Annotated in this window: 24 protein-coding genes and 1 tRNA gene; 9 read left to right on the top strand and 16 right to left on the bottom strand. The window is 72.4% G+C overall.

All coding sequences use genetic code 11. The annotated features are described in order from the left end of the window. Positions 1-19 precede the first annotated feature (19 nt). The 9 genes from AB6A69_RS07575 to AB6A69_RS07535 are packed head-to-tail and all read right to left on the bottom strand — an operon-like array spanning position 20 to position 11,771. On the bottom strand, positions 20-1,141 hold the full coding sequence (locus AB6A69_RS07575; protein ID WP_371060311.1) for a glycosyltransferase: 1,122 nt from the start codon (positions 1,139-1,141) through the stop codon (positions 20-22). Beyond that, positions 1,138-2,247: a glycosyltransferase family 4 protein gene (locus AB6A69_RS07570; RefSeq protein WP_371060310.1), complete on the bottom strand. Its 1,110-nt coding sequence runs from the start codon at positions 2,245-2,247 to the stop codon at positions 1,138-1,140. Before AB6A69_RS07570 ends, AB6A69_RS07575 begins: the two co-directional genes overlap by 4 nt. After that, positions 2,244-3,401, bottom strand: a complete 1,158-nt coding sequence (locus AB6A69_RS07565) for a glycosyltransferase (protein ID WP_371060309.1) — start codon at positions 3,399-3,401, stop codon at positions 2,244-2,246. The genes AB6A69_RS07570 and AB6A69_RS07565 overlap by 4 nt, the downstream gene beginning before the upstream one ends. Further along, positions 3,394-4,218: an FkbM family methyltransferase gene (locus AB6A69_RS07560; RefSeq protein ID WP_371060308.1), complete on the bottom strand. Its 825-nt coding sequence runs from the start codon at positions 4,216-4,218 to the stop codon at positions 3,394-3,396. Before AB6A69_RS07560 ends, AB6A69_RS07565 begins: the two co-directional genes overlap by 8 nt. After that, positions 4,215-6,347 carry a bi-domain-containing oxidoreductase gene (locus AB6A69_RS07555; protein WP_371060307.1) on the bottom strand — a complete coding sequence of 711 codons (2,133 nt, stop codon included), beginning with the start codon at positions 6,345-6,347 and terminating at the stop codon, positions 4,215-4,217. The genes AB6A69_RS07560 and AB6A69_RS07555 overlap by 4 nt, the downstream gene beginning before the upstream one ends. Then, entirely contained in the window at positions 6,344-8,038 is a 1,695-nt protein-coding gene (locus AB6A69_RS07550; RefSeq protein ID WP_371060306.1) for a heparinase II/III family protein, read from the bottom strand. Before AB6A69_RS07550 ends, AB6A69_RS07555 begins: the two co-directional genes overlap by 4 nt. Next, on the bottom strand, positions 8,035-9,264 hold the full coding sequence (locus tag AB6A69_RS07545) for a glycosyltransferase family 4 protein (RefSeq protein WP_371060365.1): 1,230 nt from the start codon (positions 9,262-9,264) through the stop codon (positions 8,035-8,037). Before AB6A69_RS07545 ends, AB6A69_RS07550 begins: the two co-directional genes overlap by 4 nt. A 5-nt stretch (positions 9,265-9,269) precedes the next feature. Further along, the gene (wecB, locus tag AB6A69_RS07540) at positions 9,270-10,406 is read right to left on the bottom strand and encodes a non-hydrolyzing UDP-N-acetylglucosamine 2-epimerase (protein WP_371060305.1); all 1,137 of its coding nucleotides are present in this window, start codon (positions 10,404-10,406) and stop codon (positions 9,270-9,272) included. 6 nt (positions 10,407-10,412) lie between these two features. Continuing rightward, positions 10,413-11,771: a nucleotide sugar dehydrogenase gene (locus tag AB6A69_RS07535; RefSeq protein ID WP_371060304.1), complete on the bottom strand. Its 1,359-nt coding sequence runs from the start codon at positions 11,769-11,771 to the stop codon at positions 10,413-10,415. A gap of 215 nt (positions 11,772-11,986) precedes the next feature. Here AB6A69_RS07535 and AB6A69_RS07530 point away from each other — a divergent pair, with 215 nt between their 5' ends. Both AB6A69_RS07530 and AB6A69_RS07525 read left to right on the top strand, forming a co-directional pair. After that, positions 11,987-12,532, top strand: coding sequence for a transcription termination/antitermination protein NusG (locus tag AB6A69_RS07530; RefSeq protein ID WP_371060303.1), 546 nt, complete (start codon positions 11,987-11,989; stop codon positions 12,530-12,532). Positions 12,533-12,667: 135 nt separating this feature from the next. Further along, positions 12,668-13,042, top strand: a complete 375-nt coding sequence (locus tag AB6A69_RS07525; protein WP_371060302.1) for a hypothetical protein — start codon at positions 12,668-12,670, stop codon at positions 13,040-13,042. A 477-nt stretch (positions 13,043-13,519) separates the two neighbouring features. Here the strand turns inward: AB6A69_RS07525 and AB6A69_RS07520 are convergent. Beyond that, positions 13,520-13,596: transfer RNA gene (locus tag AB6A69_RS07520), tRNA-Ile, on the bottom strand. Positions 13,597-13,715: 119 nt separating this feature from the next. After that, positions 13,716-14,069, bottom strand: coding sequence for a hypothetical protein (locus tag AB6A69_RS07515; protein WP_371060301.1), 354 nt, complete (start codon positions 14,067-14,069; stop codon positions 13,716-13,718). A 339-nt stretch (positions 14,070-14,408) separates the two neighbouring features. Here AB6A69_RS07515 and AB6A69_RS07510 point away from each other — a divergent pair, with 339 nt between their 5' ends. From AB6A69_RS07510 to rnd, 4 genes are all read left to right on the top strand, one after another. Continuing rightward, a complete protein-coding gene (locus tag AB6A69_RS07510) occupies positions 14,409-14,969 on the top strand; it encodes a peptide-methionine (R)-S-oxide reductase (protein ID WP_371060300.1) in 561 nt (186 codons plus the stop codon). A 93-nt stretch (positions 14,970-15,062) separates the two neighbouring features. Continuing rightward, positions 15,063-16,106: a phosphoribosylformylglycinamidine cyclo-ligase gene (gene purM / locus AB6A69_RS07505; protein ID WP_371060299.1), complete on the top strand. Its 1,044-nt coding sequence runs from the start codon at positions 15,063-15,065 to the stop codon at positions 16,104-16,106. Continuing rightward, positions 16,103-16,693, top strand: coding sequence for a phosphoribosylglycinamide formyltransferase (purN, locus tag AB6A69_RS07500; RefSeq protein ID WP_371060298.1), 591 nt, complete (start codon positions 16,103-16,105; stop codon positions 16,691-16,693). Before purM ends, purN begins: the two co-directional genes overlap by 4 nt. A gap of 100 nt (positions 16,694-16,793) precedes the next feature. Continuing rightward, the gene (rnd, locus tag AB6A69_RS07495; protein ID WP_371060297.1) at positions 16,794-17,960 is read left to right on the top strand and encodes a ribonuclease D; all 1,167 of its coding nucleotides are present in this window, start codon (positions 16,794-16,796) and stop codon (positions 17,958-17,960) included. Between the two features lie 9 nt (positions 17,961-17,969). Here rnd and AB6A69_RS07490 read toward each other — a convergent pair whose 3' ends face one another. After that, on the bottom strand, positions 17,970-18,464 hold the full coding sequence (locus AB6A69_RS07490) for a hypothetical protein (RefSeq protein WP_371037693.1): 495 nt from the start codon (positions 18,462-18,464) through the stop codon (positions 17,970-17,972). A 134-nt stretch (positions 18,465-18,598) separates the two neighbouring features. On the opposite strand from AB6A69_RS07490, the gene AB6A69_RS07485 reads away from it, so the two are divergent. Continuing rightward, complete coding sequence (locus AB6A69_RS07485; RefSeq protein ID WP_371037692.1) at positions 18,599-19,006, top strand: SufE family protein; 408 nt, start codon at positions 18,599-18,601, stop codon at positions 19,004-19,006. A 98-nt stretch (positions 19,007-19,104) separates the two neighbouring features. Here the strand turns inward: AB6A69_RS07485 and AB6A69_RS07480 are convergent, their stop codons facing one another. Beyond that, the gene (locus AB6A69_RS07480) at positions 19,105-19,773 is read right to left on the bottom strand and encodes a DUF1638 domain-containing protein (protein WP_371060296.1); all 669 of its coding nucleotides are present in this window, start codon (positions 19,771-19,773) and stop codon (positions 19,105-19,107) included. Between the two features lie 122 nt (positions 19,774-19,895). Beyond that, positions 19,896-20,603, bottom strand: coding sequence for a corrinoid protein (locus tag AB6A69_RS07475; RefSeq protein WP_371037690.1), 708 nt, complete (start codon positions 20,601-20,603; stop codon positions 19,896-19,898). A gap of 194 nt (positions 20,604-20,797) precedes the next feature. Between AB6A69_RS07475 and AB6A69_RS07470 the strand changes: the two genes are divergently transcribed. Then, positions 20,798-21,889: a PA0069 family radical SAM protein gene (locus tag AB6A69_RS07470; RefSeq protein WP_371060295.1), complete on the top strand. Its 1,092-nt coding sequence runs from the start codon at positions 20,798-20,800 to the stop codon at positions 21,887-21,889. Positions 21,890-21,931: 42 nt separating this feature from the next. Here the strand turns inward: AB6A69_RS07470 and bmt are convergent, their stop codons facing one another. Both bmt and AB6A69_RS07460 read right to left on the bottom strand, forming a co-directional pair. After that, positions 21,932-22,948 carry a betaine--homocysteine S-methyltransferase gene (gene bmt, locus AB6A69_RS07465; RefSeq protein ID WP_371060294.1) on the bottom strand — a complete coding sequence of 339 codons (1,017 nt, stop codon included), beginning with the start codon at positions 22,946-22,948 and terminating at the stop codon, positions 21,932-21,934. Positions 22,949-23,048: 100 nt separating this feature from the next. Then, positions 23,049-23,363: a DUF1476 domain-containing protein gene (locus AB6A69_RS07460; protein WP_371037688.1), complete on the bottom strand. Its 315-nt coding sequence runs from the start codon at positions 23,361-23,363 to the stop codon at positions 23,049-23,051. A gap of 156 nt (positions 23,364-23,519) precedes the next feature. On the opposite strand from AB6A69_RS07460, the gene purC reads away from it, so the two are divergent. After that, positions 23,520-24,281 (top strand): phosphoribosylaminoimidazolesuccinocarboxamide synthase, encoded by a 762-nt coding sequence (gene purC, locus AB6A69_RS07455; RefSeq protein WP_371037687.1) that lies wholly within the window; start codon positions 23,520-23,522, stop codon positions 24,279-24,281. Positions 24,282-24,339 lie beyond the last annotated feature (58 nt).

The raw sequence follows: 24,339 nt of genomic DNA, 5'->3' as shown, positions 1-24,339 counted from the left end.
CCGGCGGTGACGCCGCGCGTCAGGTCCATGGCGCACAAGGCTTCCGTCGGGCGCGCAGGTCGCGATATCTCGCCACGATCGCGTGGACGCGGTCGTCGGCGGAGTGGCCGTCGGCGATCACGCGCCGCCGGCCGGCCGCCGCGATGGCAAGCCGCGCCTCCGGCTCGGCCAGGTAACGCCGCACCTCGTGCACCAGCTCGTCGGGGCCGTCGAAGAAGGCGGCCTCGCGCCCTTCCTCGAAGAAGGCGGTCGCCTCGCGCGTGCGCTGGTGCAGCATGAAGCCGCCGGCGGCGGGGATCTCGAAGCTGCGCGCCGTCATCACGTCGCCGCTCGATGCGCCGGGCTGGCGCTCGGTCAGAAGCCCGAGGTTGATTTTCGAAAGCCCGATGGCCTTGGCGTATTCCCGCCCCGTGACACGGTCGCCCTGCCATGTCCGGCGAAGCGCGGGCGGCGCCCGCCGCCAGCGGTCGGGACCCCAGATCCGCAGGTCGAGGTCGGGGCAGGCCGCGGCGAGCGCGGCGAGCAGGCGCTGCTTCTCCGGCGAGCGGTCGCCGATGAAGGACACGTCGCAGGCATGGCGCGCGCGGTCGGCCTCGGTAAGGTCGGCTGGCGCGTGGGTTTCGGGGTCGAAGGCGTGCGGCAGGAAGGACGCGTCGCGGATGCCGAGGCGTTCGGCCATGTCGGCCAGCCCGAAGCTTTTCGTGGTGAACACCCAGTCGTAGCAGGGCAGCGCGCGCGGCAGTTCCGGCCCGTGCGTGAAGACGCTCACATCCGGGAAGAACTGGATGCAGATCACGCCCTTGGCGCGCAACCGCTCGAGCGTGCGCGCCGCCACCATCGGTCCCTTGAAGACGAAGAGCATCTCGGGACGCAGGGCTTCGGCCTCGGCCATGAGCGCCGCGTTGAACTCGCGCACGAGGCGCGGGCGGAGCGCGCGGCGCAGCGCGCGCAGCGCGGGCGCGCGCCAGGCGGGCAGGAACTCGGCTTCCGCGATCGCCCGGACGGAGTGGCCCGCGCGGCGCAGTGCGCGCACCAGCGCGTAGTCGTTCGCGCCCTGCCACTGCGCCGACACGGCGAGGATGCGAAGGGGCGGGCGATGCTCGGGCAGGGCGGCGGGGCGGGATGCGCCGGGCCCGGTCATGCGCGGGCCCCTCGTGGCGTGGGGCAGGTCGTGGCGGCGAACTCGTCGAGGATCGGCAGCAGGCGGTCGCGGAACGCGCCATACCGGAAGCGGGCCCGCCAGTGCCGCGCGCCCTGCGCGCCGAGCCGGGCGCGGAGCCCCGGATCGCGCAGCAGGGCGATCAGCGCCGCGCTCAGCGCCCCCGGCGCGTCGAGATCAGCGTTCAATCCCGTCTCGCCGTGCCGGTTGACCTCCTGCCCCGCGTCCTGGCGCGAGGCAATCACGGGAATGCCCCGGCGCATCGCCTCCGTATAGACGAGGCCGAAGCCCTCGCCGCGGCTTGGCATGGCGAAGAGATCGGCGCGGGCCCAGAGCGCTTCGAGATCGCCTTCCGGCACATGGCCTGTCACCTCGATGAAGCCCGCGGCCGGCGAGCGCCGGGCCGCCTCGCGGATGAGCGGCACCCCGTCGCCCCCGCCCGCGATCACGAGCCGTGCACCGGGCACCGCCTGCACCACCTCGGCCCAGCAGGCGACGAGTTCGCGCTGCCCCTTGTACATCTGCGCGCGGTCGATCCGCCCGAGGCAGAGCACCACGGGCGGCGCGTCCGGCGGGCGGGGCGGCCGGGGGGCGGGCGGCCGGTCAGCCTCCGTGCCCAGCTCGCAGACGCGCGCGGCGCGCAACGGGCCGTGGCGGGCCTCCAGACGCGCGAGCGTGAAGCGGGAATTGGCAAGGAGCAGATCCGCGCCCCGAAGCGCGCGGGCGCGGCCCGGGGTCAGCCCGTTCCAGACTTCGACCCCGTGCACCCAGACGGCATAGGGCCGGCGCAGGCCCGGCAGTCGCGGATGCGCGCGCGCCATGCCGACGGAATCGTAAAGGAAGAGGTCGCTGCGGGCGGCGGCGGCCAGCAGGCCTGCGGCAAACCGGGCGCGGCTTCCTCGCGCAACGCGCATGGTCCGGCCCGCCGCGATTGCCGGGCGGTCGTCGAGGTATGACAGAAGGGCCGCATCCGCCCCCGCCTCGACAAGCGCGCGGAGCGTGATGCGCGCCACGGCGGCGATGCCGCCCCGGCCCGGGCGGACAAGCGTTGCGCCGATTTGCCAGCGCGGGCTCTGGGCGGGCGTCACGGCCGCGGCGCCTCGGGCGACATGGCGGTGCGGAACATGGCGGCGGTGGCGCGTGCCGCGTCCGCCTCCGCATGGCGACGCTCCGCCAGCCGGCGCGCGCCTTGCCGCCAGCGCTGCCGTTCCTCGGGCGGCAGGGCGGCGTAGCGATCGATCGCGGCGGCGAAGCGCAAGGGCTCGCCAAGCGGCAGGTCCCATCCCGCCCGTGCCTCGGCGAGACCGCGCCAGGGCGTGCGGTCGCTGGTGATGACGGGCAGGCCGGCGGCCAGCGCCTCGGCGATGGCGTGGCCGTAGCTCTCGTTCAGGCTGGGCATGAAGAAAGCGTCATAAGCCTCCAGGATGGATATTGGTTCCTCCGCCGGGATCGGTGGCTTCCATGTCGCGCGCACATGGCGCGGCAGCCGCGAAATCGCCGCGTCGCAGGCCGCCTTGTGCCGCGCGCAGACGACGGGGCCGATCAGGTCGAAGTCGACCGGGACGCGGACGCGCGCGAGCGTCTCCAGCGCGAAGACCAGGTTCTTCACGGGCGCGACGCGCCCCAGAAAGACGATCCTGAGCGGTCCCCCGCGGTGTCTGGGTCGCTCGAGACTATTCGGCGGAGGGGCGAGCCGCGCGGTGTCGGGCGCGTCGAGGATGCCCCTCGCGGGAAGACCGAGCGCGGCGATGTCCCGGCGTTCCTGCAGCGCGGTTGCGTGGAGCCACACGTCGTCCAGGAGCCCCAGGCGGCGGAGCGCCGTGAGATAGGCGAGCTTCGCGCCGGCCTTCTGCGCGAGCGCGCCCGGCGCGCATTCGCCGCGCGGCGAGACCAAGACCGGCATGCGCGGCACCAGCCCCGCGCGGCGCAGCGCCAGCACGGGCAGCGTGGTTTCCCGGTCGAACAGGCTGTTGAGATGGACAAGGTCGAAATCGCCGCGCGCCAGAAGGCGCCGGACCGGGTGCCAACGCGCGCCGCCCGGCGCCAGCACCACGCGTGAAAGGCCGCGCGGGGTCGCGCAGAACACATCGGCGCTTGCCGCGAGCGTGAGAGCGAATTCGTCCGACAGATCGCACGTCAGCGCCTCGAGGCTCCGGACCGCGCCCGAGGCGGGCTGGGCGCGACCGGAGGCACCGAAAAACACCGCGACGGACGGGTGCGCCCGGGCCGCGCCGTCAGCCATGCACGTTGAACCGGTCGAAGCGCCCGCGCCGGAGCGGAAGCCAGTCGAGCGCGCGGGCATGGACGAGCGCGTAGTTCGACTGGAAGAAGCGTTCGAGTTCCGGATGCCAGTCCTCGAACACGGTGCAGGCGGCCGGATCCACGCGGACGAGCGTATAGTCGAGCCCGCCGATCAGGTCGAAGACATCGCGCAGGAAGGCCCGCCCGTAGATCCAGCGGTGGTTGTACTCGAACTGGAAGATGTCGATCCGCCCGGCGGCCAGAAGCGGGCGCGCGCCGGTGAGCACCCGCAGGTCGTGGCCCTCGGTGTCGCTTTTGGCGAGGTGGATCCGGGCGAGGCCGAGCGCGTCGGCGACGGCGGTGAGCGGCGCGGTCGGCACGCGTTGCCGTGCCAGCCCGGGGCGCGGCGGGTGGAGCGAGTTCGTCCCCGCGCCGGGCCCCTCCAGCGCGATCTCGGCCTGGCCCTCGGTGTCCGACAGGGCCGTCTCGTGAAGCGTGACCGCCCCCGCGCGCGCCGCGATCTCGGCGCGAAAGAGCGCCGCGGTCTCGCGGACCGGTTCGAAGGCGTGCACGGCAAGGCGCCCGGCCGCGCGCCGTGCGGGTGGAAGCTGCTCCAGCAGGCTTGCCGTCCATGCGCCCCGGTTCGCGCCGATGTCGAGGACGGCGAAGGGGCGCGCGGCTCCGGTGGCCGCGATGGCGCGGCGCTGGAGCATCGCCTCGCCGTTCCGGGCGATGGTGTCGCGGCGCTGCTCGCCGCGCGCGGCGCAGTAGACCCGCCGGCCGACCCGCCAGGCGAGATGGCGGCCGGGCGCGCTCATGTCCCGTCCTGCCGCTGAAGGGGCACGGCACGGCCCGTGCGGACCGCCTGTTCGAGCGCGAGGCTCGCCTCGGTGGCGGCGAAGATCTCGGGCTCGGGGATCGGCGGGGCGCCGCCCTCGCGGATCGCCGCGACGAAGGCCGCCATGAGCGCCCGCTGCCCCTTGTCCTGCTTGCGGCGCAAGACCTTTCGCCGTCCGCCGGCTGCGATCTCGAGGCGCGTGAAATCCTCGAGCCGGAGCGCCCGGCCGGCCGCGAAGACCTCCACCTGCTCTTTCGGCAGGACCGGGTCGCCCATGGGCGCGTAGACGAGCGCGCCGGTGGAACCGTCGGCGAAACGCAGAAGCGCGGACACCGCGTCGCCCGCGCCGCTTGCCGCGACGGCCTGGACCGAAACGGCGGGCGCGCCCGCGAGATGGGCCATCGCGTCGAGGAAATGGCAGCATTCCCCGAGGAGCCGTCCGCCCCCCTCCGTGCCGTGGATCCAGCTTTCGGGCGGCAGCGGCCCCGCGTTGACCCGGTAGAGGATCTGGAGCGGTCCCGCCATGCCGGCGAGCGCCGCCTTCATCTCGCCCATGAGCGGCGCGAAGCGGCGGTTGAAGCCCACCGTCAGGAGCCCGGGCACCTCCGCCGCCGCCGCGCGCACGGCGTCGAGCCCCTCACGATCGAGCGCGAGGGGTTTTTCGCAGAACACATGCTTGCCCGCGCGCAGGGCCGCGGCCGCGTAGCCCGCGTGGCTGTCGTGGCGCGTGGCGATCACCACCGCCTGCGTTCCCGGATCTTCCAGAACCGCGCCGGGTTCGGTGGCGGCACAGGCGAAGCCCGCGCTGTCCGCCGCGGCCCGCGCCGAGAGGCCGCGCGAGGTGACCACGGCGGTGAGCGTCGTACCGCTGGCGGCGCGCAGGGCCGGCAGGAGGGTGCCGCGCGCGTAGCTGCCGAAGCCGATGAAGCCCACGCCCGGGCGCGTGTCCGTCGCCGTCCGCGACAGCGAGAGGCGGCGCGCGGGCGCGGCCCGCGATGGGGCGGGATAGTCGAGCAGGATGGCGAGGTGCGGCCCACCGCCGCCCAGCAGGTGGTAGGCCTGCGCCGCGTTCGCGATGGCGAACCGGTGGCTGACGAGCGGCGCGGGCGTCAGCCGGCCCGAGGCCACGAGATCCAGGAACGCTTCCATGTTGCGCTGCCCGGTCCAGCGGACATGGGGCAGCGGATAGTCCCGGCCCGCGATCTCGTAATCCGGGTCATGGCGGCCGGGACCGGTCGAGAGCGCGAGGCGCAGGTCGAGCTCGCGCCGGTAGAAGAGGTCGCGGTCGATTTCCATGCCGGTCAGGCCCACGAGGACCACGCGCCCGCCGAGCCGGCTGATCGCGGCGGCGGCGTTGACCGGTGCGCTCGACCGTGTGGCGGCGGTGACGATCACGGCATCCGCTCCCGCGCCGCCGGTGAAGGCCGCGGCCGCGGCCTCGAGATCCGCGCTGACGGCGTGTTCGGCGCCAAGCTCGCGCGCGAGGGCGGCGCGCGCGGGGTCGGGATCGTATCCCAGGACCCGGCAGCCGTTGGCCTTCAGCAACTGCACGGTCAGAAGCCCCAGAAGCCCGAGCCCCGACACCGCCACCCGCTCGCCGAGCGTAGGCGCGGCGCGGCGGACGCCCTGAAGCGCGATCGCGCCCACGGTGGCGAAGCTCGCCTCCGTGTCGCTCACGCCTTTCGGGATCCGCGCGCAGAGGTTGCGGGGCACGGCGTTGATCTCGGCGTGGCTGGCGAAGCCCGCACCGGCGCAGGCCACGCGGTCGCCCACGGCCAGCCCCGCGACCCCGCGACCGATCTCCAGCACCTCGCCGGCAAGGCTGTAACCCGGCGCCACGGGATCGTCGAGCTTGGCGCGCACCTTCTCGGCGGTGCGCCGCAGCCCTTCGCGGCGCGCCGTCCGGACGACCTGTCGCACGAGGTCGGGCCGCGCGGCGGCCTTCCCGGCGAGCGTCGCCTGCGCGAGTTCCAGGATCTGGCGTTCCGTCCCCGAGGAGATGAGCGAGGCGCGCGTGGCGACCAGAACGCGGCCGGGCAGGGCGCGGGGCGCGGGCGCCTCCACGACCTCGGGCGCGCCGCCGCGGTAATCCTGGCGAAGCTGTTTCATGGGGCGTTCCCTTCCAGAAGCGTGATGCGGGTGATCAGGCGAAGCGGTCCGCGCCCGGCCAGGACGCTGAGGCGGGTCGTGCACCGCTCGACCCCCAGATCGGGCCACCAGATGGCGGGCTCCAGGCGGATGGGGGCGGTGGCGGCCACCACGAGCCGGGCGCGCCCGCCAAGGTGAAGCCGCACCGCCTTTCCGTCCGGGCCCGGCTCGGCGCGGATGTCGGGGTGCAGGAGAAAGCCCGCCGTCGCATCGGCCGTCGGGCCGCCCTCCAGCCGGTCCTCGATCGTGACGCCGGTTGCGTGCGCGTCGAAGCGGCGGCGGTGGACCGGCCGGCCCGGCGCGGTGCGATAACCGTCATGCCGCCCTTCGAGGCGGATGCCCTTAGGCCCGGCCTCCCACCGCTCCAGCGTCACCTCGGGCCGCCGGCCGCAGCGGAAGGCGCCGAAGAACTCCGCCTGCTCCGCCCCCGCGAGCGCCAGCGTGTTGTGCGCCGCCGTGCTCCGGGCGGCGTCGCGGCGCGGACCCTCGGCATATTCGAACACGCCCTGGTCCACGATCACCCGCTGGCCGTCGACAGAGAACTCGAAGCCGAGCGCGTCGCCGTGGCCATGGGCGGGCAGATCGTCCGGCGCGATCCGTCCGCAATCGGCCACGAGGTAGAGCGGGCCCCGGCGCATCCCGAAACAGCCCGCGTCGGGGAAGGCGAAGCTTCCGCGCGGCGCGGGGGCGGGGCCGATCAGGCGGGCAAAGGCTGCGAGGCACTCGGACGGCGGGCGCGCCATGGAAAGCCCCGCGTCGTTCAGAAGCGCCACGCCGCCGTCGGGATGCGCGAGGTCCGCCGCCGCGAGGGCCATGGCGGCGAGCGGGCCGTCGAGCCACGCGCCTTCCGCCGCCAGCGCGGCGCGGCAATCGAGGAGGTCCGCCATCACCTGGCAGTGGTAGGAGGGCGAACGCTCGAAATGCATCCCGTCGGGCAGGATCTGCCGGGCGACCTCGCGGCGCAGGCGCGCCACGGCGCGGCGGCGCCAACCTTCGGGCGCGCGGCCCTCGAAATATGCCGCCCCCCGGATCAGGGCGCGGAGGTCGCGGATCAGGTGGTTGCCGCCCAGATCGGTCTCGAGGTGCCGCGCGAGGAAGGCGAGCTGGCCGAGAAGGCTCTCCTCGGCCCGCGCGACGAGGGACGCCGGCAGCCGCGCGCGACGCCGCGCGAGCTCGTCCATCCAGACGCAGGCGCGGGTGGCCAGCGCATAGGCGTTCCACGCATCCGCCCAGGCGCCGGGCCGGGGCCGCGCGTTGGCGTCGAGCCAGTCCGAGACCAGCCGCGCCCAGAGCGCGTCCTCCGCGCCCTCGAGATACTCCATGTAATGCAGCGTCATCCGCCAGAGTTGCGCGCGCGGTCCGGGGCCGGGAGCCTGCCAGTCGATCCCGGGCCCCGGCATCTCCACGCACCGGTTGAGGAGCGTGACCGCGAAGCCCGCGCCCCGCGGCGCCACCGCGCAACCCGCCCGCGGCGGGAAAAGGGGTGCAGGCGCCGCCCTTGTCACCCGCGCGGCCGGGGTGGCGGGCGCGCGCGGGCCAAGCCGGTCTGCCAGGCGCCTGCGCAGGGTAAGCTCGGCGCGTCGGGCGAGTTTCTCCAGCGGCATGTGCCGCCCGAAGGCGCAGGCGCGGGCCAGCCCGGCAAGGGTGCTCATGCCGCCGCCACCTCCTCCAGCAGCGAGAGATACTCGGCCGCGATCCGGCGCCGGTCGAAATGGCGCTCGGCATGGGCGCGGCCCCGCCGCCCCATGCGGGCGGCCTCGGCGGGATCGCGGGCGAGGCGCAGCACCGCCGCGGCGATCTCCTTGGCGCTTTCGCGGGTCACGGCGATGCCGGCCCCCGCGGCCTCGAGCTCGGCGCGCGCCGCGCCCCGCACCCCCAGCACCACCGGTTTCGCCGCCGCCATGGCTTCGGCGAGCTTCGAGGGCAGCACCCGGGCGAAGGCGGGCCGGTCCCGAAGGAGCACGAGGCTCGCGTCGCTCGCCGCGAGGACGGAGGGCATCTCCGCGCGGGGGAGCGGGCCGGCCACCCGAAGGTTGGGCAGCGCCATCGCCCGGGCGCGCGCGGCGAGGCGCGCCTGGTCCGCCCCGTCGCCCACCAGCAGGAAGCCCACCCCCGGCTCGTGGCGCAAAAGCGCGGCCGCGTCGAGCACCGCGTCGAGCCCGTGCGCCATCCCGTGCGTGCCGGCATAGGTGGCCACGAAGCGCCCCGCGAGCCCGAAGCGCGCCTTCGCACCCGCCGCGTCCTCTTGCGCGGCGGGGTGGAACGCCGCGAGGTCGACGCCGTTGCGGAGCACCGTGATCCCCTCCGCCCCGCCGCGGCGGTCGGCGATGTGGGGCACGAACCCCTCGGCCACCGGCACGACGTGGTCCGCGGCGCGATAGGCCCGCGCCTCGAGCGCCTCGAGCCCGCGGATCGCGCGGCCGCGCGTCATGGCGTTCACCGCCAGGATGCTTTCCGGCCAAAGGTCGCGCACCTCGAACACCCAGCGCGCGCCGGTCATCCGCCGCGCGGGCAGGCCCGCGAGCCCGCAGAAGAACTGCGGCGAGGTGGAGAGGATCACGTCGGGCCGGCCGAGGCGTGGCAGGGCGGCCAGCGCCGAGAGTGCGAAGGAAAGATGGCTCGCCGCGCGCCGCGACACGCCGGCATTGGGGGCGATGTGGCTCCAGACGCGCACCAACCGCACGCCCTCCGAGCTCTCCTGCTGGAAGAGCCGGTTCCGGTAGCCCGGGTAGAGCCGCCCGCGCGGATGGCTCGGCGCGCAGGTCACGACCGTCACCTCGTGCCCGGCCGCGGCCCAGTGGCGCGCGTGTTCCGAACTGCGCGCGGCGGGCGCGTTCGTCTCGGGCGGGTAGTAGTGGCAGAGCAGCAGGATGCGCATCACGCTCAGGCCGGGATCAGGAAGTCCCGCACGGCACGGGCGACGCGAGGGGCCGCGCGCCCGTCCCAGAGTTCGGGGCGGCGGACCGGCCCGGCCCCTCCCGAGAGCGCCCGCGCCACCGCCGGGCCGAGGGCGGCAGGGTCGGTTCCCAACAGCGTGTTGGTGCCCTCTGCGATGGTCACCGGCCGTTCGGTGCTGTCGCGCAGCGTGAGGCACGGCACGCCGAGCGCCGTGGTCTCCTCCTGCACCCCGCCGCTGTCGGTGATCGCGAGCCGCGCCTCGCGCAGCAGCCCCAGCATCGACAGGTAGCCCAGCGGCGGCGTGACGAGCAGCCCCTTGCAGCCCTCGAGGCGCGGCAGGAGCGCCGTCTCCGCGAGGCGCGCGCGGGTGCGCGGGTGAAGCGGCCAGACCAGCGGAAGCCGCGCCGCGATCCGCTCCAGCGCGGCGAGACCGGAGGAAAGCCGCGCGGGGTCGTCCACGTTCGAAGGCCGGTGCAGCGTGACGACGCCGAAGGCCGCGCGCCAGGCACTGCCGAACCGTCCCGCGCCGTCCTGCGCGGCGATGGTTTCGGCCGCCGGGCGGGTCCGCGGCAGCGCCTCGCACAGCGTGTCGATCATCACGTTGCCGACGAAGCGGATGCGCGTCCTGCACACGCCCTCCGCCTCAAGACGGCCCTGCGCCGTGCGTTCCGTGGTCAGAAGCAGATCGGAGAGCCGGTCGGTCACGAGCCGGTTGATCTCTTCGGGCATGGCGCGGTCGCCGCTGCGAAGCCCCGCCTCCACATGGGCGAGCGGGATCCGGTGCTGGGCGGCCACGAGCGCGGCGGCGAGGGTGGAGGTCACGTCGCCCACGACCAGCACGAGCGCCGGGCGATCGGTCGCGAAAGCGGCGTCGAGCCGCTCCATGATCCGGGCGGTCTGCACCGTCTGCGTGCCGCCGCCCGCGCCGAGATGCACGTCGGGGCGCGGCAGCCCGAGCTCCTCGAAGAACACCGCGTCCATCTCGGGGTCGTAGTGCTGGCCGGTGTGCAGAAGCCGCGGCGCGAAGATGCCCTCGGCGCGGAGCGCGCGGAGGATCGGCGCCATCTTCACGAAATTGGGCCGGGCGCCCACCACGCAGTCGATCCGGGAGCCTCCGGCCATCTCGTCTCAGGCGAGCACGAGGTTGGCGCCCGATGCCCCGGCGCGGCGGCAGGCGTTGCGCGTGTCCACGACGAGGGGCGCATGGCGCACCACCGCGCGGTAATCCACGGCGTCGTGGTCGGTGACGACGAGCGCCGCGTCATAGCCCGCGGCGAGGTCGTCGCGCCACGCCACGCCCGCGCGGCCCGAGAGGCCGGGATGCGCGGCGAGGGCGGGCAGGCGCGCGACCTGCGGGTCGTGGAAATCCGCGGCCGCGCCCATCGCCTCGAGCCGCTCGATGATCCGAAGCGCGGGGCTTTCGCGCACATCGGCCACGTTCCTCTTGTAGGCCACGCCCAGAACGAGGATCCGTGCGCCGCGCACGCCCGTCCCGCCCCGCCGCGCGAGCGCCTCGGCGACGCGGTCCGCGACGCGGCCGGGCATCGCCGCGTTGATCTCCGCGGCAAGCTCGACGACCCGCGCGGCCCGCCCGTGCGCGCGCGCCTTCCAGGCAAGGTAGTGGGGGTCCACCGGGATGCAGTGCCCGCCAAGGCCCGGCCCCGGATGGAAGGGCATGTAGCCGAAGGGCTTGGTGGCCGCGGCCTCGATCACCTCCCAGATGTCCACGCCCATCGGCTCCAGCACGTCCTTGAGCTCGTTCGCGAGCGCGATGTTCACGGCGCGGAACACGTTTTCGGCCAGCTTCACCGCCTCCGCGGTGCGGGTGTCGGACACGGTGACGACGCGGTCGGTGAAAAGGCCGTAGAGGTCGCGGGCGAGCCGCCGCGCCTCCGGGCAGGACCCGCCGACCACCTTGGGGGTGTTCCGCGTCCCGAAGGCGGTGTTGCCGGGATCCTCGCGCTCCGGCGCGAAGGCGAGGAAGACGTCGTGCCCGCAGACGAGGCCGCCCGCCTCGAGGATGGGCCGCACGACCTCCTCGGTGGTGCCGGGATAGGTGGTCGACTCGACGATCACGAGTTGCCCCGGCCGCAGCCGCGCGGCGATGTCCCGCGCGGCGCGGGTCAGCGGGCCGAGATCGGGCTCCCGCGCGTCGGTGAGCGGCGTCGGCACGCAGATCGCCAGCACGTCGGGCTCCGCGAGGCGCGCGACATCGGTGGTGGCCCGAAGCCGCCCCGCCGCGACGGGTCCGGAGATCCCCTCGGAGGGGAAGTGCCGCAAATGGCTTTCGCCGCGCATGAGCGCCGCGCAGGTCGCGTCGTCGATGTCGAAGCCGAGCGTGGAAAGTCCCGCGCCGGCCGCCACCGCCGCGAGCGGCAGGCCGACATGGCCAAGGCCCACCACGCCGAAAATCGCGTCGCGCGACGCGATCCGGCGGCGAAGAAGCGCGGCATGGGGCGGCGCGTCGATGGGGCGGGCGTCGTTCATGATCGGAAAGGCGGCGCGTGGGGGGGGGCAGGCGCGCCATGGCTACCGCAGCGGAAGTCGCCCGGTCAGGGCGCCCGTGATATCCGCGGCGCGGTCATGGCACGACCTTCGCGGATTCCCGCCATGCGGGTCAATTCATTTTTAATATCGCCCATTAACGGTGTCTTAACCAGTTTTCCGGAGCCTTCCCACACGCACAGGAGTGGCCCGAAAACATGAGCTTGCACGCCGTCGCCGACACCTGCGCCACCCGGGTGGAAAGCGATGGGTGGTTCGTCGCGCAGCTCAAGCCGAACGGTCTTTCCATGGCCGTCACCCATCTCGGCCGGCAGGGTTTCGACACCTTCGCCCCCTGGCGCCTCGAGACGAGCCGCCGGGGCCGCCGGCTGCGCGGCCTGCGCCGCCTGCTGTTTCCCGGTTACCTCTTCGTCCGCGCGACGCCCCGGGCGGGCCCCTGGCGCGCGGTGCAGGGCACGCGCGGCGTGGCGCGTCTGGTGCAGACGGCCCAGCGCGGGCCGAGCCCGCTGCCTGCGGGCTTCGTGGACGTGCTGCGCGCGCGCTGCGATGAAGAGGGCCGGCTGATCGGCGCGCCCTGCCTCGCGGAGGGCGACCGGGTGCGCGTGGTGGCCGGGCCCTTTACCGATCTCGCGGGCCGGATCGAGGCGATGGATGAACCGGCGCGGTTGCGGGTCCTGTTCTCGATGATGGGACGGGAGGTGCGCGCGACGGTGCCGGCCGAAAACCTGCACCCGCTGCGTTGAGCCGGACGCCGCCGCACCGTGCCGGCGGTTTCCTGCGCAGGCCGCAACGAATTCCATATTTGATATATCACGATTGCGTTATGTGTGATATCTTCCCGTTCCAGGTGGGGGGCTGACCTGAGCGAGGAGACTTTCATGAAACGATCGACACTGGCCGCGACCTTCGTCGCAACAACGCTATGCCTTGGCGCACCGCTGCAGGCGGACCACGGCAATCCCTGGGCGGGCGAGGACGATACCGTCCTGTCCAAGTATCACGACGCGAACCAGGCGCGCAGCGCCGATACCCCGGGCGAAGACGAGATGCGCGGCGCGCTGGCCAGAAACGCGAATGGCAAGCTCGACGCGGACGGGTCCGGTCGTGGTGGTGGCGGCGGCGGCCATGGCGGCTCCGGCAATGGCGGCGGCGATGGCGGCCACGGCGGTGGCGGCCATGGTGGTGGCGGCCATGGTGGTGGTAACGGTAATGGCGGCCATGGTGGTGGCAACGGGGCAGGTTCGCGCCGCTGACCGCCGCGCACCGGCCATGCTTGCGCGTCCCTGACGCAAGCGGTCGGAGCGCGCGCCCGCCGGACGGAAAAGGCTGGCGTCACTGCGCCTTCATCAGGTGGAAAACGGCCCCGGAGGAAGGCGCCCCGCCGGCCAGCTTGGGCATCGACCATGTCCTTGTTCGCGCCGAAAAAGCGCGAGGCCTTGCAGGATCGTCAGCACCGTTGCCGCTTCACGCCATGCGGCAGCCGTGGCCCCCCCCTTCTTCCTGCGCCGCAATCCCGGCGCCGTCGGCATCTCACCCCGAGCCGGCGTACTGGTTCGGTCCCGCGAACCGGAAACACCGGGCACGAGGGTCGCACCAGATTGCGGGCGCGCGCCTGCTTTTGTGCGAGTGCGGTCGATCGGGATTGGGCAGCCTGCCAAGGATGACAAAGGGGAATGGCCGGCCGGCGTGTTTGCCGCGAAACAGGACCACCCCACCCCCTCGGGAACCGATGGTAGGCCCGGAGGGACTCGAACCCCCAACCAAAGCGTTATGAGCGCTCTGCTCTAACCGATTGAGCTACAGGCCCGCCGCGATCTGATTGGCAGGGGCGGGTGGTCAGGTCAAGTCCGCCCGGCGGCGGGACCGCGTGCGGGGCGAGGCAGGGCGCGGCGGCGGTGCCGCCGCGCCCCGCAGGAGCCCGGGGCCTCACACTTCCTCGCCGTTCACGAGGATGGTCGCGTTCGCGCGGTCGGTCACCTGGATGTTGCGCAGGGTCCCGCTCACCTGGAAGCAGTCGCGCCCGTCGAACACGGTCCCGGCGGCGTTGTTGTCGTAGACCGAGTCCTCCATGCCGATGCCGCATTCGTGCAGCTGGACGATGTTGCCGTCCGCGAAGATGCGATAGCCCACCGGCGCGTCGCCCTTGGCAATGATCTCGATGCGGTAGTCGCCCTCCTGCATGTTGCTTTCCATGTCGCCGCTGCCCTGAGCGACGGCAAAAGTGGAAAGTGCGCTCGCGGCGACGAGGCCGGAGATGACGGTTTTCAGCTTCAGTTTCATGTTGCCCTCCTTCGTTGATGTTCAGGCAGGGATGACGCTAGGTCCACGGGCCGTTCACGCACAAAACACCTTGCGAGGATCACGGGTGAACGTCCCGTGACCGGCGCCTTGCGCCTGCGATCATGGCCTTTAACGGCCTCGGTGTCCGGGCGCGCCCTGGTCCGCGACGCGTGGCTTGCCGGCGGCGTTCACGACCACCCTACAGGGCCGCGACGAGTCACCGCAGCCTTGCGCACGGCGGCGTGCGCGCGGCCTGCGTCCGGCTCACGACGGGTTTCGTCGCGTGTGAGCGGGCGGCGGGTGTAGCCTGTGCGGACACGCAAGAGGGAGACAGATGCCATGACCGACGCACATCACGCCAGGCTGGGCCGCCGCAGCTTTCTGGGATCCGCGGCGGCGACGGCCGCGACGCTGGCGGCCGGCCGGCCGCGTTCCGCGGATGCCGCCACCGCCGGCGACGATTTCGCCTTCGAGATCCAGCGCAGCGAGGCCGAGTGGCGCGCCATGCTCGACGACGCGGAATTCCGCGTTCTGCGCGAGGAAGTCACCGAGCGCCCGCACACGAGCCCCCTGATGACCGAGGGCCGCGCCGGCCGCTACCGCTGCCGGGGGTGCGACCTGCCCGCCTACGACGCGCGGTACAAGGAGCCGCTCGACAAGGGCTGGGTCTTCTTCCGCCACAGCGAGCCCAACGCCGTCCTCACCGGGATCCAGTATTTCGAGGTGCAGGTGACGGACATGAGCGCCGGAACATCGCAGGACGAGCCGGTCGCCAAACCCGAGATCGAGGCGCATTGCCGCCGCTGCGGAAGCCATCTTGGCCATATCCTGCTGGTCGAGGGGCAGGTGCTGCACTGCATCAACGGCACGAGCCTCGTTTTCGAGCCGAAAGACGCCTGATCGGGCGAGTGAATGGCGCGGCCGCGGGAGTTGCGGGGTCCGGAGCGTTGGGATACGCCATCGCACACCCGCGAGCGGCCCGGAGCACAGCCGATGACCCAGAAGAACGGACTGACCTACGCCCGGTCGGGCGTCGATATCGACGCCGGGGAGGCGCTGGTGGAGCGGATCAAGCCCGCCGCCGCGCGCACCGCGCGGCCGGGCGTCATGGCCGGGCTCGGCGGGTTCGGCGCGCTCTTCGACCTCAAGGCGGCGGGCTACGCTGACCCGGTCCTCGTGGCTGCGACCGACGGGGTGGGCACCAAGCTGCGCATCGCCATCGACACCGGCACGCTCGCGGGCGTGGGGGTCGATCTCGTGGCGATGTGCGTGAACGACCTCGTCTGCCAGGGGGCCGAGCCGCTCTTCTTTCTCGACTATTTCGCGACCGGGCGGCTCGAGCCCGATGCGGCGGCCGACGTGATCGAGGGAATCGCCGAGGGCTGCGCGCGGTCGGGCGCGGCGCTCATCGGCGGCGAGACGGCGGAGATGCCGGGCATGTACGCGGCGGGCGACTTTGACCTCGCGGGCTTCGCCGTGGGCGCCATGGAACGCGGTCAGGCGCTTCCGTCGGGCGTCTCGGAGGGCGACGTGCTGCTGGGCCTCGCCTCGGACGGCGTGCATTCGAACGGCTTCTCGCTCGTGCGCCTGGTGGCCGAGCGCGCGGGGCTCGCGTGGGACGCGCCGTGCCCCTGGGGCGCGGGATCGCTCGGCGCGGCGCTTCTCACCCCCACGCGGCTTTACGTCAAACCCGCGCTCGCGGCGCGGCGCGCGGGCGGCGTTCAGGCACTCGCCCACATCACCGGGGGCGGGCTCACCGAGAACCTGCCGCGCGTCCTGCCCGAGGGGCTCGGCGCCGAGATCGATCTTGCCGCCTGGGCGCTGCCGCCGGTCTTCGGCTGGATCATGGCCGAGGGCGGCGTGGACGGCGCCGAGATGCTGCGCAGCTTCAACTGCGGTATCGGCATGGTGGCGGTGGTCGCGCCCGACCGGGCCGACGCGCTGGCCGCGCTGCTGCGCGCCGAGGGCGAGACCGTGCACCGGATCGGCCGGGTCACCGCGGGGCAGGGGGTCGGCTACCGGGGCGCGCTCGGGTGACGCGGCGGGTCGCCATCCTGATCTCGGGCGGCGGCTCCAACATGGTGCGCCTCGTGGAAAGCATGGCGGGCGATCATCCCGCCCGCCCCGTGCTGGTCCTGTCGAACCGCCCCGGCGCGGGCGGGCTCGCGCGGGCCGAGGCGCTCGGCGTGCCCACGGCGGTGGTGGATCACACGCGGTTTCCCGACCGCGAAAGCTTCGAGGCCGCGCTCGACGCCGCGCTCGCCCCGGCCCGGCCCGACATTCTTTGCCTCGCGGGCTTCATGCGCGTGCTGAGCGAAGGCTTCGTGGGCCGCTGGGCGGGGCGGATTCTCAACATCCACCCCTCGCTTCTGCCGAAATACCGCGGGCTCGACACGCATGCCCGCGCGCTCGCCGCGGGCGACGAGGCGCATGGCTGCACCGTGCACGAGGTCACGGCCGCGCTCGACGACGGCCCGATCCTCGGGCAGGCGCGGGTACCGGTGGAGCCTGACGACACCCCCGGCACGCTGGCCACGCGGGTGCTGGCCGCCGAGCATCGCCTTTATCCCGCGGTGCTTCGGCGTTTCGCGGCCGGCGACACGACGCCGGTACGTCTGCCGTGAGCGGCGCTTTTCATCCGCGCCGCCATGGCTTACGACCACCCGGCCGCCCGGTCGCGAGGACGGGCAGGCCACGAGCGAAGGTTTCAAGCGACAGGGTTTCATGCGCACACTGACCAACACCGAAGAGCTGACCGCCTTCTGCCGCGAGGCGATGACGCGCCCCTACGTGACCGTCGACACGGAGTTCCTGCGCGAGCGGACCTATTACTCGAAGCTTTGCCTCGTGCAGCTCGCCATGCCCGGCGAGGACGACGCCGACGCGGTGCTGGTGGATCCGATCGCGGGCGATCTGGATCTCGCGCCGCTCTACGAGCTTTTCCGCCACGAGGGCACGGTGAAGGTCTTTCATGCCGCGCGGCAGGATCTGGAGATCTTCTACGTGGACGCGGGCGTGATCCCGAAGCCGCTCTTCGACACGCAGGTCGCCGCGATGGTCTGCGGCTTCGGCGAGCAGGTGGGCTACGAGACGCTGGTGCGCAAGATCGCAAAGGCGCCGCTCGACAAGTCCTCGCGCTTCACCGACTGGTCGCGCCGCCCGCTCACCGACGCGCAGAAAACCTACGCGCTGGCCGACGTGACCCATCTGCGCCAGATCTACGAGCATCTGGCGCGGCGACTGAAGGAGACCGGCCGCACCGGCTGGGTCGAGGAGGAGCTTTCGACGCTCACCGATCCGGCCACCTACGAGCTGCACCCCTCGGATGCGTGGAAGCGTATCAAGACGCGGAACGACTCGCCCCGCTTCCTTGCCGTGGTGCGCGAGCTTGCCCGCTTTCGCGAAGGCTACGCGCAATCGCGCGACATCCCGCGCTCGCGCGTCTTCAAGGACGACGCGCTGCTGGAGCTTGCCTCGACCAAGCCGCGCGACCAGCAGGAGCTGTCGCGCGCGCGCCTGCTGTTGCGCGAGGCGCGCAAGGGCGAGATCGCCGAGGGGATCCTGACGGCCGTCCGCGTGGGTCTGGAATGCCCCCAGCAGGATCTGCCGCAGCCCGAGCGCGGACGCGACAAGCTGCAGGCCAATCCGGCACTGGCCGATCTGCTTCGGGTGCTTCTGAAGGCCAAGACCGAGCAGGCGGGCGTCGCGTCGAAACTCATCGCCTCGGCCGCCGATCTCGACGCGCTCGCGGGCGGCGCGCGCGACGTGGCCGCGCTCAGGGGATGGCGGCGCGAGGTGTTCGGCGCCGACGCGCTGCGGCTTTGCGAGGGGGGCATCGCGCTGGCCGCGAAGGGGCGCAACGTGGCCGTGGTGGACCTGCCCGAGGGCTGAGCCGGTCCTTCAGCGCCGCGACTCGCGCGCGTTGCGCGCGCCCTGCACGCGGATCATTCGCACGGTCTCGAGCTCGCCGTCCGAGAGGAACGTGGCCACCGTCACCTCGCGCGAGCGGGCCGGACCCACCGCGGTGCGGTAGGCGGGATAGATCACGTTGAAGCTGTAGGCACGCAGATCCGCGCGGTCGGGATCGCCGAGGGGCACGAGCCGCACCTCGTAGGGGCCCTGGCGCGCGGCGAGGCCGGTGGCCGTCACGATGGCGCCGCCCGGCATCGGCTCCACGCGCAGCTCGGTGATCTGGTCGATCGGCACGCCGCGATAGACGTCCTCGGGACGGGCGAAGGCGCGCCGCTGCGGGATCAGCGGGTTGGTGTCGCCCGCGGCCTCGACGGGGACGGAGCGGCCGAACCAGTTGAACGGGTTGAGGCGCGACTCGCGCACGGTCGCACAGCCCGCCAGGAGGGTCGCCGCCAGCACGAGCACGGTCACCGATCTGCGCATGGACACTGCCCCTTTTCCCGCCTTTCCCTCCGAGTAGCGCATCGTCGCGGGCTTGAAAAGCGGCAAGGCGGGGCTGGACCCGCCCGCCCGGCGCGCCTAGGTCATGGGTGATGGCACATGCAGGGGATCAGGCGATGGCGAGTGGGGCCTTCGAGGACATCGTGGCGGATTTCGAGTTCCTCGACGATTGGGAGGACCGGTATCGCTACGTGATCGAGCAGGGCAAGGCGATGGATCCGCTCGACCCGGCGCTCAAGGTGCCGGCCACCAAGGTCGACGGCTGCGCGAGCCAGGTATGGCTGCATCCCAGGGCCGAGGAGGGCCGGTTCTATTTCGACGGCGACAGCGACGCGCTGATCGTGCGCGGGCTGATCGCGGTGCTGCGGCAACTCTACAACGGGTTGCCCGTGGACGAGGTGCCCGCCGTCGATGCGCGGGCGGAACTGGCGCGGCTGGAACTGAACGATCATCTTTCGGCGCAGCGCTCGAACGGGCTGCGCGCCATGATCGAGCGCATCCGCGAAAGCGCGGCCGGGATGTAAGGGGCACCGCGCACGGCAAAGCCCCGCGCAGTCCTGGAGCGTGCGGGGTGCCGTGGGACTGTCGCGCGGCGCCGCAGCCGCCCCGGACGCGCCGCCCGTCAGCCCTGCCGCGCCCAGTGGGCGAGCGTTCCCTCCAGGTCGCCGTATCCCGTCAACCGGCGTTCGAACGGCAGCCCGAGCCGCACGGCGCAGTCGCGGGCGCGGTCGGTCAGTGCCGGATCGTCGGTCTGCGCCTGGTAGACGAGCTTTTCGTAATGGCCGAAATAGCTGTCGCGCAATTCCGGGTGGCGGTCGAGACCGAGCGGTTCCCAGACGAAGGCGTCGAACTGCCGGACGAGGAAATCGGTGAGATAGAAGGCGGTGAATTCCGTCTCGGCGCGGGTCGCGAAGGCGCGGTTACCCTCGAAGAAGCTGTAGCAGTGCGGCCCCGCGACCATCTCCACGCCGAGCTCCTCACAGACCGCCGCGAGATGGCCGCCGGTACCGCAATCGGCATAGACCACGCAGATCCGTGCGAAACCGTTCCCGTGGCGGGCGACCGCCTCGCGCACCGCCTCGGGGATGCGGTCGGGGTGATTGTGCAGGATCGCCGGCAGGCAGTGCAGCTCCAGGTGCTCCCAGCCATTCGCGGCCTTGAGGTCCAGGATTTCGCGCGCGAGGGCGCCGCAGGCGATCAGCAGCACTCGCCCCGCCCGCGCGGGCACGGTCCGCCCCTCGCGGGTGAGCGTGGCGTCGTCGGGCAGGGTGGCGGGCGTCTCGGGCGTCATGGGACCAACCTAGTCTGCCTGCCGGCCCGCGGGAAGGTGCCGCCCCGCCCCGCCAAGCCGCGCGGGCCAAGGCCGGCGCGCCCCTTGGGTGGCGCGCGCCGGCAGCGAAAGACAGGAGCGTATCAGGCGCCCGCGGTCATCTGGTTGTGCTTGCGCAGGACGAAGTCCTTGGCCGTCTCGACCGCCACGGCGGCGTCGCGGCAATAGGCATCCGCCCCGATCGCGCGGCCGAATTCCTCGTTCAGCGGCGCGCCGCCCACGAGCACGATGTAGTCGTCCCGGATGCCCTTCTCGACCATCGTGTCGATCACGACCTTCATGTAGGGCATGGTGGTCGTCAGCAGGGCCGACATGCCGAGGATGTCGGGCTGTTCGGCCTCCAGCGCCTCGAGGTAGTTCTCCACCGGGTTGTTGATCCCGAGATCCACCACCTCGAAGCCCGCTCCCTCCATCATCATGGAGACGAGGTTCTTGCCGATGTCGTGGATGTCGCCCTTCACGGTGCCGATCACCATCTTGCCCATGCGCGGCGCGCCGGTCTCGGCCAGCAGCGGCTTGAGGATCGCCATGCCGCCCTTCATCGCGTTCGCGGCCAGAAGCACCTCGGGCACGAAAAGGATGCCGTCGCGGAAGTCCTTGCCCACGATGGTCATGCCGGCCACGAGCGCCTCGGTCAGGATGCCATAGGGCTGCCAGCCACGCTCGAGCAGGATGTTCACGCTTTCCTCGATCTCGTCCTTGAGACCGTCGTAGAGGTCGTCGTGCATCTGCTGGACGAGTTCCTCGTCGTCGAGTTCGGACAGGATGATGTCGTCTTCTTCTTCGGCCATGTCGCGTTCCCCTGACGCCGCCGCAGTCTGGCGCGGCGGAATTGCTTCGTGCTGTTTGGTCAATTCGTCGCAGCCGCACTTGGCGGATTGCGACATGCGCCGCGCCTGCACCGACGCGGCCGCGCTTTGTGAGCGGCGCGGGCGCGCCCGCGCGCATCGTTGCGAATGTTCTTCTTGTGTTCTACGCTCGCCCCATGGAGCGCGACGTGCCTCTCATCGATCCTGCCCGCCGCCCCGGCCGCGGCGCCGCGAGCTGCCGCGCGGGCCGCTTCGAGCGCCATGCGCGGGTCGCGGTGGAGGATGGCTGGGACATCGCCGAGGAGACGCCGGTCCTGCGCACGGTCGTGACCGAAGAGGCGACGCGGCGCGCGATCACGCGCAACGCCTCTCCCGACATCCCCTTCGACCGCTCGCTCAACCCCTATCGCGGCTGCGAGCATGGCTGCGTCTACTGCTTCGCGCGGCCCACCCACGCCTATCTCGGCCTCTCGCCCGGGCTCGATTTCGAGACGCGGCTCGTGGCGCGGCCCGGTATCGCCACGGCGCTGGAGCGTGAGCTCTCCCGCCCGTCCTACCGGCCCGCGACGATCGCCCTCGGCACCGCGACCGACCCCTACCAACCCGTCGAGCGCGACCGCGGGCACACGCGCGCCTGCCTCGCGGTTCTGGACCGCTTCGCGCATCCGGTGGGTGTGGTGACGCGGGGCACGGTGGTGGAGCGCGACATCGACATCCTCGCGCGCCTTGCGGCGCGGGGGCTGGTGCGGGTGGGCATTTCGCTCACAACGCTCGATGCGGGCCTCGCCCGCCGGATGGAGCCGCGCGCGCCCGCGCCGGCGCGGCGCCTCGCCATGATCCGGCGCCTGTCCGAGGCGGGCGTCCCGGTGCGCGTCATGGTCTCGCCGGTCGTGCCCGGCCTCACCGACCCCGAGCTCGAGTCGATCCTCGCGGCCGCGCGGCAGGCGGGCGCCGTCGCGGCGAGCTGGGTCATGCTGCGCCTGCCCCGGGAGGTTTCCGAGCTCTGGCGGGACTGGCTGGCCGAGCACTACCCGGATCGCGCGGGGCGCGTGATGGCGCGGCTGCGGGAGATGCATGGCGGGCGCGACTACGCCTCCGACTGGGGCCGGCGCATGCGGGGCGAGGGGCCCTACGCCGCGCTCGTGGCGCAGCGCTTCGCGCTGGCCTGCCGGCGCGAGGGGCTGGCCGAGGCGCTGCCGGAGTTGCGCACCGATCTCTTCGCACCGCCGCCCGGATCGGGCGATCCGGCGCAGCCCTCGCTCTTCTGACAGGGCCGAGGGCGGGCCGGGCTCGATGCGCCTCGGGGCCATTCAGCCCCGGCGGCGGCGACGGCGGCGCGGTGCCGCGCCCTGCTCGTCCTCGCCGGTGCCGTCGCTCGCGGACGAGAAGTCGCCAAGCGCCGCGGTGATCTGCTCGAGCGTGGGCACGGGGCCTTTCGGGCGCGTCTCCAGCGCCTCGCGCATCCGTTCCAGATGCTCGGGCATGGTGCCGCAGCAGCCGCCGATGATCCGCGCGCCCGCGTCGCGTGCGAGCACCGCGTAATCGGCCATCAGCGCCGGGGTGCCGTCGTAGTGGATGTGGCCGTCCACGTATTTCGGGATGCCGGCGTTGCCCTTGGCGATCACGGGCCGTTTCGGGCCGGCCTCCATGAAGCCCAGCACCGTGCGCATCAGGTCCGCCGCACCGGTCCCGCAATTCGCCCCGAAGGCGATGGGCGGGTTGGGCAGGCCCTCCACCAGCGCGACCATGTCCGGCGCTGTCACGCCCATCATCGTACGCCCCGCGGTGTCGAAGCTCATGGTCCCGCACCAGGGCATGTCCGCCTTCTGGAACGCCTCGGCGGCGGCGCGATACTCCTCCGGCGCGCTGATCGTCTCCAGCCAGAGCACGTCCGCGCCGCCGGCCTTCAGCCCCTCGGCCTGCTCGTGGAACATCTCCACCGCGTCGGCGTGGGTGAGCGTGCCGACGGGCTCCATGATGTCGCCCGTGGGCCCGACCGAGCCTGCCACCACGACCGGCCGCCCGGCCTTGTCGGCGATCTCGCGGCCGATCTCGGCGGCGGCCCTGTTCAACTCGAACACGCGGTCCTGCGCGGAATGCAGCTTCAGCCGCGAGGCGTTGCCGCCGAAGGAGTTCGTGAGGAAGAGATCGCTGCCCGCCTCGACGGCGCCGGAGTAGAGCGCGCGGATCCGGTCGGGATGGTCCACGTTCCAGAGCTCGGGCGCGTCGCCGGATTGCAGCCCCATGTTGAAAAGGGTCGTGCCGGTCGCGCCGTCGGCCAGCAGCCACGGGCGCGCGTCGAGCAGGCGGGAGAGAGCGTCGGTCATGCGGATCGTTCCGTGCGAATGGCCCGGCCTTCCTGTCACGGAAGCGCCGGGCCGGGCAAACGCAAACGGCTCATGTTAAGCATGAGCCGGGCGCGCGGTGTCAGTGTTCCTCGAGAAGCTGCGCCTTCGCCTCGGCGAGCAGCTCGGCCATCTTGGCGCGCACCTCTTCGGGCGTGGCCTTGTCGCCGAGATCCCCGGCGACCTTGCGGACCACGTCCTCGTGGCCCGCCTCCTCGAAGTCGGCCTTGATGACCTCCTTGGCGTAGTCCGCTGCCTCCTCGGGCGACTTGCCCAGAAGCTCCGCGGCCCAGTAGGCGAGCAGCTTGTTGCGCCGCGCCTCGGCCTTGAACTGCATTTCGGCGTCGTGAGCGAACTTGTTCTCGAAGGCGCGTTCGCGATCGTTGAAGGTGGTCATGGTTCGGGATTCCCTTGGCTGTCCGGGGCTCGGTCAAGATATGCCTGCCCGGGGCTTCGCCCGCAAGGGTCGCGCGGCTTGCGGGCGGGGGCCCCATGCACTAAGAGAGCGCATCGGCGCCGGAACGCATTTTCGGCGCAACCTGCAAGGATTCCCATGGCGCGCCGCAAGAAGATCTACGAGGGCAAGGCGAAGATCCTCTACGAAGGCCCCGAGCCCGGAACGCTCGTCCAGTATTTCAAGGACGACGCGACCGCCTTCAACGCCGAGAAGCACGAGGTGATCGAGGGCAAGGGGGTTCTCAACAACCGCTTGTCCGAGTTCTTCATGACAGGGCTGAACAACGTCGGCGTGCCGACCCATTTCATCCGGCGGCTCAACATGCGCGAGCAGCTCGTGCGGGCCTGCGAGATCATTCCCCTCGAGGTGGTGGTGCGCAACTTCGCCGCCGGCTCCATGTCGAAGCGGCTTGGCATCGAGGAGGGCACGCCGCTGCCACAGCCCATCGTCGAATACTACTACAAGGACGACAAGCTGGGCGACCCGCTGGTGACGGAGGAACACATCCACGCCTTCGGATGGGCCTCGCAGCAGGACATGGACGACATCGTGCGGCTTGCGCTCCGGGTGAACGATTTCCTGTCGGGGGTGATGATGGCGGTCGGCATCCGGCTGGTGGACTTCAAGATCGAGATCGGGCGCGTCTACGAGGGCGATTACCAGCGCCTCATCGTGGCCGACGAGATCAGCCCCGACAGCTGCCGGCTGTGGGACATGGAAAGCGGCGAGAAGCTCGACAAGGACGTGTTCCGCCGTGATCTGGGGAACCTGTCGGACGCCTACACGGAAGTCGCCCGGCGGCTGGGCGTGATGCCCAGGCAGGGCGGGCAGATGACGAAACCGCACCTCATCAACTGACCCCGGCCCGGCGCGCATGTTCGGCCCTCTTCACCGCAAGGACCCGCTTCGGCAGAGA

The sequence above is a fragment of the Rhodosalinus sp. 5P4 genome (genome assembly GCF_041365695.1).
In the GTDB taxonomy this organism is placed as follows: Bacteria; Pseudomonadota; Alphaproteobacteria; order Rhodobacterales; family Rhodobacteraceae; genus Rhodosalinus.
Note: the sequence above shows the minus strand (reverse complement) of the source record. Positions and strands in the feature narration are given on the sequence as shown.

What these genes read in the sequence shown, in the direction of transcription:
- AB6A69_RS07510 (WP_371060300.1), top strand. Translation starts at nt 14,409, where the DNA reads ATGACCGACGCACATCACGCCAGGCTGGGCCGCCGCAGCTTTCTGGGA.
- AB6A69_RS07460 (WP_371037688.1), bottom strand. Translation starts at nt 23,363, where the DNA reads ATGACCACCTTCAACGATCGCGAACGCGCCTTCGAGAACAAGTTCGCT.
- rnd (WP_371060297.1), top strand. Translation starts at nt 16,794, where the DNA reads ATGCGCACACTGACCAACACCGAAGAGCTGACCGCCTTCTGCCGCGAG.
- purC (WP_371037687.1), top strand. Translation starts at nt 23,520, where the DNA reads ATGGCGCGCCGCAAGAAGATCTACGAGGGCAAGGCGAAGATCCTCTAC.
- AB6A69_RS07545 (WP_371060365.1), bottom strand. Translation starts at nt 9,264, where the DNA reads ATGCGCATCCTGCTGCTCTGCCACTACTACCCGCCCGAGACGAACGCG.
- bmt (WP_371060294.1), bottom strand. Translation starts at nt 22,948, where the DNA reads ATGACCGACGCTCTCTCCCGCCTGCTCGACGCGCGCCCGTGGCTGCTG.
- AB6A69_RS07535 (WP_371060304.1), bottom strand. Translation starts at nt 11,771, where the DNA reads ATGAACGACGCCCGCCCCATCGACGCGCCGCCCCATGCCGCGCTTCTT.
- AB6A69_RS07565 (WP_371060309.1), bottom strand. Translation starts at nt 3,401, where the DNA reads ATGGCTGACGGCGCGGCCCGGGCGCACCCGTCCGTCGCGGTGTTTTTC.
- AB6A69_RS07475 (WP_371037690.1), bottom strand. Translation starts at nt 20,603, where the DNA reads ATGGCCGAAGAAGAAGACGACATCATCCTGTCCGAACTCGACGACGAG.
- purM (WP_371060299.1), top strand. Translation starts at nt 15,063, where the DNA reads ATGACCCAGAAGAACGGACTGACCTACGCCCGGTCGGGCGTCGATATC.
- AB6A69_RS07525 (WP_371060302.1), top strand. Translation starts at nt 12,668, where the DNA reads ATGAAACGATCGACACTGGCCGCGACCTTCGTCGCAACAACGCTATGC.
- AB6A69_RS07560 (WP_371060308.1), bottom strand. Translation starts at nt 4,218, where the DNA reads ATGAGCGCGCCCGGCCGCCATCTCGCCTGGCGGGTCGGCCGGCGGGTC.
- AB6A69_RS07515 (WP_371060301.1), bottom strand. Translation starts at nt 14,069, where the DNA reads ATGAAACTGAAGCTGAAAACCGTCATCTCCGGCCTCGTCGCCGCGAGC.
- AB6A69_RS07575 (WP_371060311.1), bottom strand. Translation starts at nt 1,141, where the DNA reads ATGACCGGGCCCGGCGCATCCCGCCCCGCCGCCCTGCCCGAGCATCGC.
- AB6A69_RS07480 (WP_371060296.1), bottom strand. Translation starts at nt 19,773, where the DNA reads ATGACGCCCGAGACGCCCGCCACCCTGCCCGACGACGCCACGCTCACC.
- AB6A69_RS07530 (WP_371060303.1), top strand. Translation starts at nt 11,987, where the DNA reads ATGAGCTTGCACGCCGTCGCCGACACCTGCGCCACCCGGGTGGAAAGC.
- AB6A69_RS07550 (WP_371060306.1), bottom strand. Translation starts at nt 8,038, where the DNA reads ATGAGCACCCTTGCCGGGCTGGCCCGCGCCTGCGCCTTCGGGCGGCAC.
- AB6A69_RS07470 (WP_371060295.1), top strand. Translation starts at nt 20,798, where the DNA reads ATGGAGCGCGACGTGCCTCTCATCGATCCTGCCCGCCGCCCCGGCCGC.
- AB6A69_RS07485 (WP_371037692.1), top strand. Translation starts at nt 18,599, where the DNA reads ATGGCGAGTGGGGCCTTCGAGGACATCGTGGCGGATTTCGAGTTCCTC.
- AB6A69_RS07490 (WP_371037693.1), bottom strand. Translation starts at nt 18,464, where the DNA reads ATGCGCAGATCGGTGACCGTGCTCGTGCTGGCGGCGACCCTCCTGGCG.
- AB6A69_RS07555 (WP_371060307.1), bottom strand. Translation starts at nt 6,347, where the DNA reads ATGAAACAGCTTCGCCAGGATTACCGCGGCGGCGCGCCCGAGGTCGTG.
- wecB (WP_371060305.1), bottom strand. Translation starts at nt 10,406, where the DNA reads ATGGCCGGAGGCTCCCGGATCGACTGCGTGGTGGGCGCCCGGCCCAAT.